A 13,609-nucleotide genomic window follows, 5' to 3' on the forward strand; every position below is an offset into this window, starting at 1 on the left:
TCTTGCCGCAGGCCACGCCTCCGGGACAACAAGAATTAGAAGGGGAACCCGCAATGATGCGACATCCACATGTCTGGATGGGCCTCCTGTTGTGGTCGGTTTTTGGCCAGGCAAACGCCGCCTGGACCGTGAACATGCACCCAGGGGCGACGGAAGTCTCCAACGCCGTCTTCGACCTGCACATGACCATCTTCTGGATCTGCGTGATCATTGGCATCGTGGTGTTTGGCGCGATGTTCTGGTCGATGGTCATCCACCGCCGCTCCACTGGCCAGCAGGCCGCGCATTTCCATGAGCACACGTGGGTGGAAATTCTCTGGACGGTGGTGCCCTTCCTGATTCTGGTGGTGATGGCCATTCCGGCTACCAAGACCTTGATCGACATCTATGACGCCAGCGAGTCGGACATCGACGTCCAGGTCACCGGCTACCAGTGGAAATGGCACTACAAATACCTGGGCCAGGACGTGGAGTTCTTCAGCAACCTGGCCACCCCCACCGACCAGATCCACAACAAGGCGCCGAAGGATGAGCATTACCTGCTGGAAGTCGACCAGCCGCTGGTGCTGCCGGTGGGCGCGAAAGTGCGCTTCCTGGTCACTGCTGCCGATGTGATCCACTCCTGGTGGGTGCCGGCCTTCGCGGTCAAGCGCGACGCCATCCCAGGCTTTGTCAACGAAGCCTGGACCCGTATCGAAAAGCCAGGCATCTACCGCGGCCAGTGCACCGAGCTGTGCGGCAAGGACCACGGCTTCATGCCGGTGGTGGTCGAGGTCAAGTCCAAGGCCGACTACGACACCTGGCTGGGCGAGCGCAAGGCTGAAGCCGCCAAGCTCAAGGAGCTGACCAGCAAGGAATGGACCCTGGAGGAGCTGGTGGAGCGAGGCGACAAGGTCTACCACACCACCTGCGTGGCCTGTCACCAGGCCGAAGGCCAGGGCCTGCCGCCAATGTTCCCGGCGCTCAAGGGCTCGAAGATTGCCACCGGGCCGAAGGAAGGCCACCTGAGCATTGTCTTCCATGGCAAGCCCGGCACGGCCATGGCCGCTTTCGGCAAGCAGCTGTCGGAAGTCGACATCGCTGCTGTGGTCACCTACGAGCGCAATGCCTGGGGCAACAACAAAGGCGACATGGTGACGCCGAAGGACGTGCTGGCGCTGAAGCAGGCAGAAGCCAAGTGAACCGGGTTACTCGCGGCAATCAATGGATTGCAGGAGACAGGACATGAGTGCAGTGATCGACGACCACGCCCACGGCCATGACCATGCGCACGGCCCGGCCAAGGGCCTGATGCGCTGGGTGCTGACCACCAACCATAAAGACATCGGCACGATGTACCTGTGGTTCAGTTTCATCATGTTCCTGCTGGGTGGCTCGTTTGCCATGGTGATCCGCGCCGAGCTGTTCCAGCCGGGTTTGCAGATCGTGGAACCGGCGTTCTTCAACCAGATGACCACCATGCATGGCCTGATCATGGTGTTTGGCGCGGTGATGCCGGCCTTCGTCGGCCTGGCCAACTGGATGATTCCGCTGATGATCGGCGCGCCCGACATGGCACTGCCACGGATGAACAACTTCAGCTTCTGGCTGCTGCCGGCGGCCTTCCTGCTGCTGGTCTCGACGCTGTTTAGCCCGGGCGGAGGGCCGAACTTTGGCTGGACGTTCTACGCACCGCTTTCCACCACCTATGCGCCAGCCAGCGTCACTTTCTTCATCTTCGCCATCCACCTGATGGGTATCAGCTCGATCATGGGGGCGATCAACGTGATTGCCACCATCCTCAACCTGCGTGCCCCCGGCATGACGCTGATGAAAATGCCGCTGTTCGTCTGGACCTGGCTGATTACCGCGTTCCTGCTGATTGCGGTGATGCCAGTACTGGCTGGCGTGGTAACCATGATGCTGATGGATATCCACTTCGGTACCAGCTTTTTCAGTGCCGCAGGTGGCGGTGACCCGGTGCTGTTCCAGCATGTGTTCTGGTTCTTCGGCCACCCTGAGGTTTACATCATGATCCTGCCCGCCTTCGGTGCGGTCAGCTCGATCATCCCGGCATTCTCACGCAAGCCGCTGTTCGGTTATACCTCGATGGTGTATGCCACCGGCGCCATTGCCTTCCTGTCATTCATCGTCTGGGCCCACCATATGTTCGTGGTCGGCATCCCGGTGGTCGGCGAGTTGTTCTTCATGTACGCCACCATGTTGATTGCCGTGCCCACCGGGGTGAAGGTATTCAACTGGGTCAGCACCATGTGGGAAGGTTCGCTCACCTTCGAAACGCCGATGCTGTTCGCCATCGCCTTTGTCATCCTGTTCACCATCGGTGGTTTCTCCGGGTTGATGCTGGCGATCGCCCCGGCAGACTTCCAGTACCACGACACTTACTTCGTGGTGGCGCATTTCCATTACGTACTGGTGCCTGGTGCAATTTTCGGCATCTTTGCCTCGGCCTACTACTGGCTGCCGAAATGGACCGGCCACATGTACGACGAAACCCTCGGCAAACTGCACTTCTGGCTGTCGTTCGTCGGCATGAACATGGCCTTCTTCCCCATGCACTTCGTAGGCTTGGCCGGCATGCCACGGCGCATCCCCGACTACAACCTGCAGTTCGCCGATTTCAACATGGTGTCGTCGATCGGCGCGTTCATGTTCGGCGCCACGCAGATCTTCTTCCTGTTCATTGTCATCAAGTGCATCCGCGGTGGCGCGCCGGCACCGGCCAAACCCTGGGATGGCGCCGAGGGCCTTGAGTGGTCGATACCCTCGCCTGCGCCCTACCACACCTTCCAGACACCCCCGGAAGTGAAATAGGAACCCGCCATGAACGGCCTGTCGGTGAAACGCCTGGTAACGCGCCTGTTGATGCTGACGGTGGTGATGTTCGCCTTCGGCTTCGCGCTGGTGCCGATCTACGACGTCATGTGCAAAGCCTTCGGTATCAACGGCAAGACCGGCGGCCAGTACGAAGGTAGCCAGGTCAGTGACCCGACGCGTGCTGTGCGGGTGCAGTTCATGTCGACCAATGCCAGCGACATGGTCTGGGACTTCTACTCCACTGCCGACCAGCTGGAGGTCAACCCGGGGGCGGTGAACCAGATGATCTTCATTGCCCACAACCCGACCGACCGGCCGATGAGTGCGCAGGCAATACCCAGCATTACCCCGGCCGAGGCCGCGGCCTACTTCCACAAGACCGAGTGCTTCTGCTTTACCCAGCAGGTGCTGCAGCCCGGCGAACGCATCGAGATGCCGGTGCGCTTCATCGTCGACCGCGACCTGCCGGCCAGCGTGAAGCACCTGACACTGGCCTACACCTTGTTCGACATCACCGCTCGCCACCCGCCGGTCGCGCACGTTGCGGCGCAGGACGTCCAAGGCGCCCGTTAAGGGAAGGAGAACAGCAATGGCAAGTCATGAGCACTACTACGTTCCGGCGCAGAGCAAATGGCCGATCATCGCCACCATCGGCATGTTCATCACGGTATTCGGCCTGGGCACCTGGTTCAACGACATGAAGGCGGGCCACCCGGATTCCCACGGGCCGCTGATTTTCTTCGTGGGTGCGTTGTTTCTGGCCTACATGCTGTTCGGCTGGTTTGGGGCAGTGGTCAAGGAGAGCCGCGCCGGGTTGTACAGCCCGCAACTGGACCGCTCGTTCCGCTGGGGCATGAGCTGGTTCATCTTCTCCGAAGTGATGTTCTTCCTGGCCTTCTTCGGTGCGCTGTTCTATGTGCGCGTACTGGCGGGGCCGTGGCTGGGTGGCGAAGGAGCCAAAGGTGTTGCACACATGCTGTGGCCAACCTTCGAATTCACCTGGCCGCTGCTGCATACCCCCGACCCCAAGCTGTTCCCACCCCCCAAGGAAGTGATCGACCCGTGGCACCTGCCGCTGATCAACACCATCCTGCTGGTCAGTTCCAGTGTGACAATCACCATTGCCCACCACGCCCTGCGCCGTGACCACCGCGGCCCGCTGAAATTCTGGATGGCGCTGACCATTGTCCTGGGCATCAGCTTTATCGCACTGCAGGCCTTCGAGTACCACGAGGCCTATACCAAGCTGGGGCTGACACTGGGTTCAGGCATCTACGGTGCGACGTTTTTCATGCTTACCGGGTTTCACGGCGCCCACGTGACATTGGGCACGATCATTCTGATCGTGATGTTCGTGCGCATTCTGCGCGGGCATTTCAACCCGGAAAAACACTTCGGCTTCGAGGCAGCCAGTTGGTACTGGCACTTCGTCGATGTGGTGTGGGTGGGGTTGTTCATCTTTGTCTATGTGTTGTGAATACGGAAACCCTGTAGGGGCGGGTGAGCGCTTCAGAAAGGGGCGTGGGAGACCAGTTGACCGCTGATCAAGCCCCAGGCGACCAGGCCTATGGTCAGGGCTGCCAGGGTCACCCGTATGGTCAGCGCCTTGAGCAGACGGGTCGAGTTTTCATCATCCTTGACCAGAAACACCAGGCCACTGAACAGGCTGGCAATCGTGGCCAACAGCATCAGGACAATCGCGGCCTTGAGCATGGCGTTACTCCCGGGGGATGCGGTGATGTGGATAAGTATAGCGAGGCGCCCGTGAGGCCGTTTCGCCCAGGCTGGGTACCGACGCTGGTGGTGCTTGCATTGCTGCCGGGGCTGATTGCGCTTGGTTGCTGGCAACTCGGCCGTGCCGAGGAAAAGCGCGTGCTGCTGGCCACCTATGCAGAACGGCGGGTTGAAGCACCGATCGCCACCGCCCAGCTCTTCTCGAAAGAAGACAACGCCTTCCGCCGCGTGCACCTGTATGGCCGCTTCGACGCCAAGCACAGCGTGCTGCTGGACAACCGCATGCGCGACGGCAAAGCCGGTGTCGAGCTGCTGCAGCCCTTCCACGACCAAGCCAGCGGCCTGTGGTTGCTGATCAATCGTGGCTGGCTGCCATGGCTGGACCGCCGGGTGCCGGTGCGTTTCGAAACCCCTGCCCAGGCCTTGGCGCTGGATGCCTCTGTGTATGTCGTGCCCGGTAGCACCTTCCAGCTGCACCCGGACCCCATCGGCGGGCAATGGCCGCATCTGTTGACCGCTATCGATGCCGCGCAGCTATGGCAACAGCTTGATCGCGAAGGCTTCGCTCAGGAATTGCGCCTGGAGCCGGGCCCTGCGAGCTATCGCCTGGACTGGCCGGTTGTCGCCATGAGCCCCGAAAAACACGTCGGCTATGCCGTGCAGTGGTTTGCCCTGGCTACCGCTCTGGTTCTGCTCTACCTCTACTTCGGCTGGCATCAAAACAAGGAGAAACGCCATGGCCACCGCCACTCCACTGGACGCGCCTGAACGTAGCAAACCCAGAGCCCGTGGGCGTTTGCAGCTTTTGCTGATCCTGCTGGTGGTGCTTGGGCCAATGGTTCTGGCCACCAGCATGTACAAGCTCAAATTCTGGGTGCCGGAAGGCCGCAGCTACCATGGCGCCATGATTGGCAATGGGGAAAGCCGTGCCGATCTCGGCGTGGCGGGGCAGGACGATCGCTGGCAGTTGCTGGTCAGCGCACCCCAGGCCTGCACCGAAGACTGTCAGCGCCTGGTGTACCTGGCTCGGCAGATTCAGGTCGGGCTGGGGCATGATGCCAGCCGCGCCAGCCATGCGCTGGCCGCTGCCCAGCCGCTGAGTGCCGACTACCAGGCACTGCTCGGCCGCGAGTACCCGCAGTTGCAGCGCTACCCGCTGGATGCGCAACGTTATCAGCAGAAGGTTGTCGAGCCCGGCCCGCAGCTGTGGATCGTCGACCCGCACGGCAACCTGGTGCTGCGCTACGACGGCAAGGTCAACGGCAAGCATGTGCTGGATGACCTGCGCCACCTGCTCAAGCTGTCCAATATCGGCTAGGAGCCTGCCATGGCCAGACCTGGATTTCGCCTTGCTGTGTTCGCCACCCTGCTGGCACTGCTGGTCGTCCTGCTCGGTGCCTATACCCGCCTGACCCACGCCGGCCTCGGTTGCCCCGACTGGCCCGGGTGCTATGGCTTTATCAGCGTGCCCAAGACTGACGCGCAGTTGGCCCATGCCGAGCTGCACTTTCCTGAGCACCCGGTGGAAGCTGCCAAGGGCTGGGCCGAGATGGTCCACCGCTACTTTGCCGGTAGCCTGGCCGTGGTGATCGCCCTGCTCGCGTTCCAGGCAATGCGCCGGCATGCCCGCGATGGGCAGCCTTATCGCCTGCCAATGCTGCTACTGGGTGTGGTGCTGGCCCAGGCAGCCTTCGGTATGTGGACGGTCACCCTGAAGCTATGGCCGCAGGTGGTCACGGCGCACTTGCTGGGTGGCTTTACCACGTTGAGCTTGCTGTTTCTGTTGTCTCTGCGTCTGTCCCGGGCCTTTGCGCCCTTGCCGAAACTGCCGCTGAGCCTGCGCCGGATCGCTGCGCTGGCGCTGCTGGTGGTAATCGGCCAGATCGCCCTGGGCGGTTGGGTCAGCGCCAACTACGCCGCCGTGGCCTGCATCGACCTGCCGACCTGCCATGGCCAGTGGTGGCCAGCGGCGGACTTCAGCAACGGCTTCCACCTGACCCAGCACGTCGGCCCCAATTACCTGGGCGGACAGCTGGACAGTGATGCGCGTACGGCCATCCACATCAGCCACAGGCTGGGTGCGCTGCTGGTGACCTGCGTGCTGCTGATGCTCAGCTGGAAGCTGCACCGCTGTGGTCTCCCCGGCCTGGCGCGGCTGGTGCTGCTGGCGCTGGCCTTGCAAGTGGGCCTGGGCATCAGCAACGTGGTGTTCCACCTGCCGCTGGCTGTGGCTGTTGCGCACAATGCCGGCGGGGCGATGCTGCTGCTGAGCATGGTGCTGGTGAACTACCGCATTCGAGTGGTCGACAAGGTTCGAGTGGGTGTCGGCCATGGCTGGCGTCTGCGGCCGGTGGTCGGGGTGGGCATTTCCCATCATATGAGGAACGACTCGTGGCGACGCTTCTAAGCGTACGACGGGCCCGCTGGCGCGATTACCTCGAGCTGACCAAGCCCAAGGTGGTGGTGCTGATGCTGATCACCTCGCTGGCGGGCATGTTCCTGGCCACCCGGGCGGGCGTCAGCTGGAGCGTGCTGTTGTTCGGCAACCTGGGCATCGGCCTGTGCGCGGGTGGCGCAGCGGTGGTCAATCATGTGGTGGATCGGCGCATCGATGCGCTGATGGCACGCACCCACAAACGGCCTTTGGCCCAAGGCCGAGTCGAGCCCCTGCCGGCGCTGTTGTTCGCCTTGGCCCTGGCGTTGCTGGGCATGGTCCTGCTGCTTGTGTTCACCAACGCCCTCACCGCCTGGCTGACCCTGGCCTCATTACTCGGTTATGCGGTGCTCTACACCGGCTTTCTCAAGCGCGCCACGCCACAGAACATCGTCATCGGTGGCCTGGCCGGTGCCGCTCCGCCGTTGCTCGGCTGGGTGGCGGTAAGCGGCCATGTCAGCGCCGAACCCTTGCTGCTTGTGCTGATCATTTTCGCCTGGACCCCGCCGCATTTCTGGGCGCTGGCCATCCACCGCAAGGAGGAATACGCCAAGGCCGATATCCCGATGTTGCCGGTGACCCACGGCGAGCGCTACACCAAACTGCATATCCTGCTGTACACCCTGATCCTGTTGGCAGTGAGCCTGCTCCCGTATGTCATCCACATGAGTGGCCCGCTGTACCTGGTCTGTGCCCTGGCCTTGGGCCTGCGCTTCCTGCAATGGGCTTGGGTGTTGTACCGTAGCAGCCGGCCGCACGCGGCGATCGGCACCTTCAAGTACTCTATCGGCTACCTGTTCGCGCTGTTCATCGCGTTGCTTCTTGACCACTACCTGTTGCTGAACCTATGACCCGAACCCAGAAAACCGTCTTCATCCTCGTTGCCCTGGTCGCGTTGATCATGGGCCTGACCGTCAACAAGGTGCTTAATGGTCGTGACCAGCCCAACCCTGCCGAGCTGATCGATGCGGGCATCATCCTGCTGCCGCAGAGCCGCGCCGTGGCTGATGTCACCATGACCAACCAGGACGGCCAGCCGGTGCAGATGGATGACCTCAAGGGCAAATGGTCGCTGCTGTTCTTTGGCTACACCTACTGCCCGGACATCTGCCCGACCACCCTGGCCCAGCTGCGCCAGGTGAAGAGCGAGTTGCCCAAGGATGCCGTCGACCGGCTGCAGGTGGTGTTGGTGAGTGTGGACCCTAACCGCGACACGCCGAACCAGCTGAAGCAGTATCTGGGCTATTTCGACAAGGACTTTGTCGGCGTGGCGGGGTCGATCGAGGATACCCAGAAGCTGGCCAATGCCTTGAGCATTCCGTTCATTCCGGCGGATACCAGCAAGCCGGGGTATACCGTGGATCACAGCGGTAACCTGGCGATAGTCGGCCCGGATGGGAGACAGCGTGGGTTCATTCGGGCGCCGTTCAACAACCAGAAGCTGGGGGCGCAGCTGCCGGGGCTGGTCAAGCGGGATTGAGAGTGCTGGGCCTGCTGCGCAGGCCTTTCGCGACATAAGCGTGAGCCGCGTGGAAGCGGGCTTGCCCGCGAAGCCAACACCGTGGTGGATGGCACGGGCTTCGCCCGTGTTCGCGGGCAAGCCCGCTCCCACAGGGATCGCGCCAGCTTTTAGAAATTGAGCAAGACAGTTGCTCCCACATGGATCGGCGTACGCCTACCTTGTGGGAGCGGCCTTGCGTCGCGAAAGGGCCGCAAAGCGGCCCCGGGGATGTTGGATCAGAACGCCGGAACCACAGCGCCTTTGTACTTCTCGATGATGAACTGCTTCACCGCAGGCGAGTGCAGTGCAGCCGCCAGTTTCTTCATGTCGTCCGAGTCCTTGTTGTCCGGGCGGGCAACCAGGATGTTCACGTAAGGCGAGTCGCTGCCCTCGATGGCCAGCGCGTCTTTTTCCGGGTTCAGCTTGGCTTCCAGCGCGTAGTTGGTGTTGATCAGGGCAGCATCTACCTGGGTCAGCACGCGCGGGATGGTGGCGGCTTCCAGCTCACGGAACTTCACGTTTTTCGGGTTTTCGGCCACATCCTTCACGGTCGACAGGATGTTCTTGTTGTCCTTGAGCTTGATCACGCCAGCCTTGTCCAGCAGCAGCAAGGCGCGGCCGCCGTTGGTGGCGTCGTTGGGGATGACCACGGTGGCGCCGGAGGACAGCTCGTCCAGTTTCTTGATCTTGGTCGAATACACGCCCAGTGGCTCGATGTGCACGCCGGCCACGCTCACCAGGCTGGTGCCCTTGGCCTTGTTGAATTCATCCAGGTAAGGCTGGTGCTGGAAGAAGTTGGCGTCCAGGCGCTTTTCCGCCACCTGCACGTTCGGCTGGATGTAGTCGGTGAATTCCTTGACCTTCAGCTCTACGCCTTCTTTCGCCAGCTGTGGTTTGACGAAGTTGAGGATCTCGGCGTGCGGCACCGGGGTGGCGGCGACGGTAAGGGTATCGGCCTGGGCCGAGAAGGCCGCGACAGCGGCAGCGACAGCAAGCAGCTTCTTCATTGATCACTCCTTGTGAGGGCCGCGACGGCCCCCGAACGGGTCGGCCAGGCCGACCCCATTGGGGTTATTTACGGGAAAAATGCACGACCAGTTTGTCGCCCACGCTCTGCAGGACTTGAACCAGTACCAGCAGCAGTACCACGGTCACTACCATCACATCGGTCTGGAAACGCTGGTAACCGAAGCGGATAGCCAGGTCACCAAGGCCCCCGGCACCCACCACACCGGCCATGGCAGTGTAAGAAACCAGGGTGATGGCGGTTACCGTTATGGCCGCGAAGATGCCCGGACGGGCCTCCGGCAGCAGCGCACTGGTGATGATCTGGCGGGTGGTGGCGCCCATCGACTGGGTGGCTTCGATGATGCCGCGGTCCACTTCACGCAAGGCGGTTTCAACCAGGCGCGCAAAGAACGGCGTGGCACCCACCACCAGCGGCGGGATGGCGCCTGCAACGCCCAGCGAGGTACCGGTGATCAGCACGGTGAACGGGATCATCACGATCAGCAAAATGATGAATGGCAGCGAGCGCAGGATGTTGACCACCAGCGACAGCAGCGCATAGACGCCCTTCTGTTCGAACATCTGCTTTGGCCCGCAGAGGAACAGCAGCACGCCCAGTGGCAGGCCCAGCAGCACGGTGAAGAACAGCGAGCCGAACAGCATGATCATGGTATCGACGGTGGCCAGCCAGATTTCGGCCCAGTCGACGTTGGCAAAGAAATTCAGGGCGTCCATCAACGCAGTACCTCCATATGTACGTCAGCTGCCTTGAAGCGGGCGAACGCCGCTTCCATGTCTCCGCCGATCAGGGCGAGAGTGAGCTGGCCATAGGGGACATCCTTGATGCGGTCGATACGCCCGGCGAGGATGCTGTAGTCCACACCGGTTTCGCGGGCCACGGTGCCCAGCAGCGGCGCGTAGGTGGCGTCGCCCTGGAAGGTCAGGCGTACGATGCGGCCTGGCACGTGGGCAAAGTCGTCGCGCTGCTCGCCTTCGTCGACCTGCTCGTCTTCCTGGACGAAGCGCTTGGTGGTGGGGTGCTGCGGGTGCAGAAACACCTCAGCCACCGAGCCTTGCTCGACGATCTGACCGGCGTCCATCACTGCCACGCGGTCGCAGACACGGCGGATCACGTCCATCTCGTGAGTGATCAGCACGATGGTCAGCTTCAGTTCACGGTTGATCTCGGCCAGCAGTTGCAGGACCGAGGCCGTGGTTTGCGGGTCGAGGGCACTGGTGGCCTCGTCGCATAGCAGGATCTTCGGGTTGGTGGACAGGGCGCGGGCGATGCCGACGCGCTGCTTCTGGCCGCCGGACAGCTGCGCCGGGTACTTTTTGGCGTGGTCCGACAGGCCAACGCGAGCCAGTAGCTCGGTGACGCGCTTGTCGATTTCGCTGCGCGACAGCTCACCGGCCAGGGCCAGTGGCAGGGCGACGTTGTCGGCGACGGTCTTGGAGGCCAGCAGGTTGAAGTGCTGGAAAATCATCCCGACCTGCTGGCGGAAGCCGCGCAACTGGCTGGCATTGAACGCGGTGACGTCTTCGCCGTCGACGATGATCGTGCCGCCGGAAGGTTCTTCCAGGCGGTTGATCAGGCGCAGCATGGTGCTTTTGCCAGCGCCGGAATGGCCGATCAGGCCGAACACCTGGCCATCTTCGATGGTCAGGCTGGTCGGATTCAGTGCGGGGATTTCCCTACCGGCAACGCGGTAGGTTTTATGTACCTGTTGGAACTCGATCACGTAGCGAACCTTGTGGGGCGCATTGAAATTTGGGTCAGCGGTTAGCTGGGGTCGCGCATTTTAGCCTTTTCCCATAGCTGTTCTTAGCATTTATTTCGTCATGCACCAATCCATCGGGCATATCGCGACAACCGGTAATCCTGATTGAACGCTCGGCAACGCCCTCCAGTCACTACTTGGACAAGCCCTGAACGGGCACGCCTTAAGACTGATGAGGAGAGCCGATCATGCCCAGCAAGAAAACGGATGCGCCCAAGCACAGCGAGGCCGCCGGTACCCAGACCCCTGACAGGGCCAACACCAATGCCAAGCTGCAGAGCCTGGAGGCCGACCGCAGCGATGCGACCGGGCAGGCGCTGCGGACCAACCAAGGCGTGCGCATTGCTGACAACCAGAACTCCCTCAAGGCGGGTGATCGCGGACCTTCGCTGCTTGAAGACTTCATCATGCGCGAGAAAATCACCCACTTCGACCATGAGCGTATCCCCGAGCGCATCGTGCACGCCCGCGGTACCGGGGCACACGGGTTCTTCCAGAGCTATGGCAACCACGCCGAGCTGACCAAGGCCGGCTTCCTGCAAGATCCGGAAAAGATCACCCCGGTTTTTGTCCGCTTCTCGACGGTTCAGGGCCCACGCGGTTCGGGCGATACGGTGCGAGATGTGCGGGGCTTTGCTGTCAAGTTCTATACAGATGAAGGCAATTTCGACTTGGTCGGCAACAACATGCCGGTGTTCTTCATCCAGGATGCCATCAAGTTCCCCGACTTTGTCCACGCGGTGAAGCCAGAGCCCCACAACGAGATACCGACCGGCGGTTCGGCTCATGACACTTTCTGGGATTTCGTCTCGCTGGTGCCGGAGTCGGCTCATATGGTCATGTGGGCCATGTCTGACCGCGCCATCCCGCGCAGCCTTCGAATGATGGAAGGCTTTGGCGTGCATACCTTCCGCCTGATCAATGCCGAGGGCGTGGCCAGCTTCGTCAAGTTTCATTGGAAACCACGCCAGGGCGTGCATTCCCTGCTGTGGGACGAAGCCCAGAAACTGGCGGGCAAGGACACCGACTTCCAGCGCCGTGACCTATGGGAAGCCATCGAAACCGGTGACTACCCGGAATGGGAGCTGGGCGTGCAGATTGTGCCTGAGGCTGACGAACACAAATTCGACTTCGACCTGTTGGACCCGACCAAGATCATCCCGGAGGAACTGGTACCCGTCACGCCGCTGGGCAAGATGGTGCTCAACCGCAACCCGGACAATTTCTTTGCCGAGGTCGAACAGGTGGCGTTCTGCCCAGGCCATATCGTGCCAGGTATCGACTTTACCAACGACCCGCTGCTGCAGGGCCGGCTGTTCTCGTATACCGATACCCAGATCAGCCGCCTGGGTGGGCCGAACTTCCACCAGATCCCGATCAACCGGCCGGTAGCGCCGAACCATAACAACCAGCGTGATGCGCTGCACCAGCACGTCGTGCACAAGGGCCGGGCTTCCTACGAGCCCAACTCGATTGATGGCGGCTGGCCGAAGGAAACCCCGCCTGCGGCGCAAGACGGCGGCTTCGAGAGCTATCAGGAGCGTATCGATGCGCACAAGATTCGCCAGCGCAGTGAGTCGTTCGGCGATCACTTCTCGCAGGCTCGGCTGTTCTTCCAGAGCATGAGCCCGACCGAGCAACAGCACATCATCAAGGCTTACAGCTTCGAGTTGGGCAAAGTGGAGCGTGAACATATCCGCGCCCGGGAAGTGAATGAAATTCTCGCCAACATCGACCTGAAGCTGGCAGCGGCAGTTGCGGCCAACCTGGGCCTTCCTGCGCCGAAAGCGGGTACGGTGAAGGTGAAGGGTAGCCAGCTGGCGCAATCGCCTGCGTTGAGCCAGATGAACCACCCAGGTTCGGTGGGTATCAAGGGGCGCAAGATTGCTGTGCTGGTGGCAGATGGCGTGGACGCTGCCAGCGTGGACAAACTGGTCAAGGCCCTGGAAGCGCACAGTGCCCGGCCGATGCTTTTGGGGCCGACCTCGGCGCCGGTGAAGGCGGCGGATGGCAAGCAACTGCCGGTAGCGGCGTCGATGGAGGGGATGCCTTCGATCATGTTCGACGGGATTGTCGTGCCAGCGGGCAAGGCCTCTACGGATGCGCTGGCGGCTAGCGGATTGGCCAAGCACTTCGTGCTGGAGGGTTACAAGCACCTGAAGGCGCTGGTGCTGACCAAGGAATTGGCGAAAGCGTTGGGGCTCAAGGAGGACAAGGGGCTGTTGCTCGGGGATGAGCAGAAGGCAGTGGATGCCTTTGTCAAAGCGGTAGAAGGCCACCGGGTGTGGGAGCGGGAGGCGGCGGCTGAAGCTGTTCCTGCCTGATAACGCCGCT

General features: G+C 61.8%; 14 protein-coding genes. 10 read left to right on the top strand and 4 right to left on the bottom strand.

Features of this window, described 5'->3' with window-relative positions:
* The first annotated feature begins 53 nt into the window (after positions 1 to 53).
* The 4 genes from coxB to AC3RCM_RS00610 are packed head-to-tail and all read left to right on the top strand — an operon-like array spanning position 54 to position 4,294.
* On the top strand, positions 54 to 1,181 hold the full coding sequence (coxB, locus tag AC3RCM_RS00595) for a cytochrome c oxidase subunit II (RefSeq protein WP_010951505.1): 1,128 nt from the start codon (positions 54 to 56) through the stop codon (positions 1,179 to 1,181).
* A gap of 43 nt (positions 1,182 to 1,224) precedes the next feature.
* Positions 1,225 to 2,814, top strand: a complete 1,590-nt coding sequence (gene ctaD / locus AC3RCM_RS00600) for a cytochrome c oxidase subunit I (protein ID WP_010951506.1) — start codon at positions 1,225 to 1,227, stop codon at positions 2,812 to 2,814.
* Between the two features lie 9 nt (positions 2,815 to 2,823).
* Positions 2,824 to 3,390, top strand: a complete 567-nt coding sequence (locus AC3RCM_RS00605; protein WP_003253035.1) for a cytochrome c oxidase assembly protein — start codon at positions 2,824 to 2,826, stop codon at positions 3,388 to 3,390.
* A 16-nt stretch (positions 3,391 to 3,406) separates the two neighbouring features.
* The gene (locus AC3RCM_RS00610; RefSeq protein WP_020191170.1) at positions 3,407 to 4,294 is read left to right on the top strand and encodes a cytochrome c oxidase subunit 3; all 888 of its coding nucleotides are present in this window, start codon (positions 3,407 to 3,409) and stop codon (positions 4,292 to 4,294) included.
* Positions 4,295 to 4,326: 32 nt separating this feature from the next.
* Here the strand turns inward: AC3RCM_RS00610 and AC3RCM_RS00615 are convergent, their stop codons facing one another.
* A complete protein-coding gene (locus AC3RCM_RS00615) occupies positions 4,327 to 4,530 on the bottom strand; it encodes a twin transmembrane helix small protein (RefSeq protein ID WP_020191169.1) in 204 nt (67 codons plus the stop codon).
* Between the two features lie 51 nt (positions 4,531 to 4,581).
* On the opposite strand from AC3RCM_RS00615, the gene AC3RCM_RS00620 reads away from it, so the two are divergent.
* Genes AC3RCM_RS00620 through AC3RCM_RS00640 form a run of 5 tightly spaced genes read left to right on the top strand, consistent with a single transcriptional unit; the run spans position 4,582 to position 8,465 of the window.
* Complete coding sequence (locus tag AC3RCM_RS00620) at positions 4,582 to 5,319, top strand: SURF1 family protein (protein WP_409320172.1); 738 nt, start codon at positions 4,582 to 4,584, stop codon at positions 5,317 to 5,319.
* Entirely contained in the window at positions 5,288 to 5,869 is a 582-nt protein-coding gene (locus AC3RCM_RS00625) for a PA_0111/PP_0108 family redox-active disulfide protein (RefSeq protein WP_492629299.1), read from the top strand. The genes AC3RCM_RS00620 and AC3RCM_RS00625 overlap by 32 nt, the downstream gene beginning before the upstream one ends.
* 9 nt (positions 5,870 to 5,878) lie before the next feature.
* On the top strand, positions 5,879 to 6,958 hold the full coding sequence (locus AC3RCM_RS00630; RefSeq protein WP_014861530.1) for a COX15/CtaA family protein: 1,080 nt from the start codon (positions 5,879 to 5,881) through the stop codon (positions 6,956 to 6,958).
* Entirely contained in the window at positions 6,943 to 7,836 is an 894-nt protein-coding gene (gene cyoE, locus AC3RCM_RS00635; protein ID WP_190869797.1) for a heme o synthase, read from the top strand. Before AC3RCM_RS00630 ends, cyoE begins: the two co-directional genes overlap by 16 nt.
* A complete protein-coding gene (locus tag AC3RCM_RS00640; protein ID WP_020191164.1) occupies positions 7,833 to 8,465 on the top strand; it encodes an SCO family protein in 633 nt (210 codons plus the stop codon). The genes cyoE and AC3RCM_RS00640 overlap by 4 nt, the downstream gene beginning before the upstream one ends.
* Before the next feature lie 257 nt (positions 8,466 to 8,722).
* Here AC3RCM_RS00640 and AC3RCM_RS00645 read toward each other — a convergent pair whose 3' ends face one another.
* From AC3RCM_RS00645 to AC3RCM_RS00655, 3 genes are all read right to left on the bottom strand, one after another.
* Positions 8,723 to 9,493 (bottom strand): MetQ/NlpA family ABC transporter substrate-binding protein, encoded by a 771-nt coding sequence (locus AC3RCM_RS00645; protein WP_064490889.1) that lies wholly within the window; start codon positions 9,491 to 9,493, stop codon positions 8,723 to 8,725.
* Between the two features lie 64 nt (positions 9,494 to 9,557).
* Positions 9,558 to 10,229, bottom strand: a complete 672-nt coding sequence (locus tag AC3RCM_RS00650; protein WP_010951513.1) for a methionine ABC transporter permease — start codon at positions 10,227 to 10,229, stop codon at positions 9,558 to 9,560.
* Positions 10,229 to 11,236: a methionine ABC transporter ATP-binding protein gene (locus tag AC3RCM_RS00655; RefSeq protein ID WP_003253013.1), complete on the bottom strand. Its 1,008-nt coding sequence runs from the start codon at positions 11,234 to 11,236 to the stop codon at positions 10,229 to 10,231. Before AC3RCM_RS00655 ends, AC3RCM_RS00650 begins: the two co-directional genes overlap by 1 nt.
* A gap of 227 nt (positions 11,237 to 11,463) precedes the next feature.
* Between AC3RCM_RS00655 and katE the strand changes: the two genes are divergently transcribed.
* Entirely contained in the window at positions 11,464 to 13,599 is a 2,136-nt protein-coding gene (gene katE / locus AC3RCM_RS00660; protein ID WP_064490888.1) for a catalase HPII, read from the top strand.
* Positions 13,600 to 13,609: the final 10 nt, after the last annotated feature.

The organism is Pseudomonas sp. GW823-FHT05G12, from assembly GCF_058795575.1.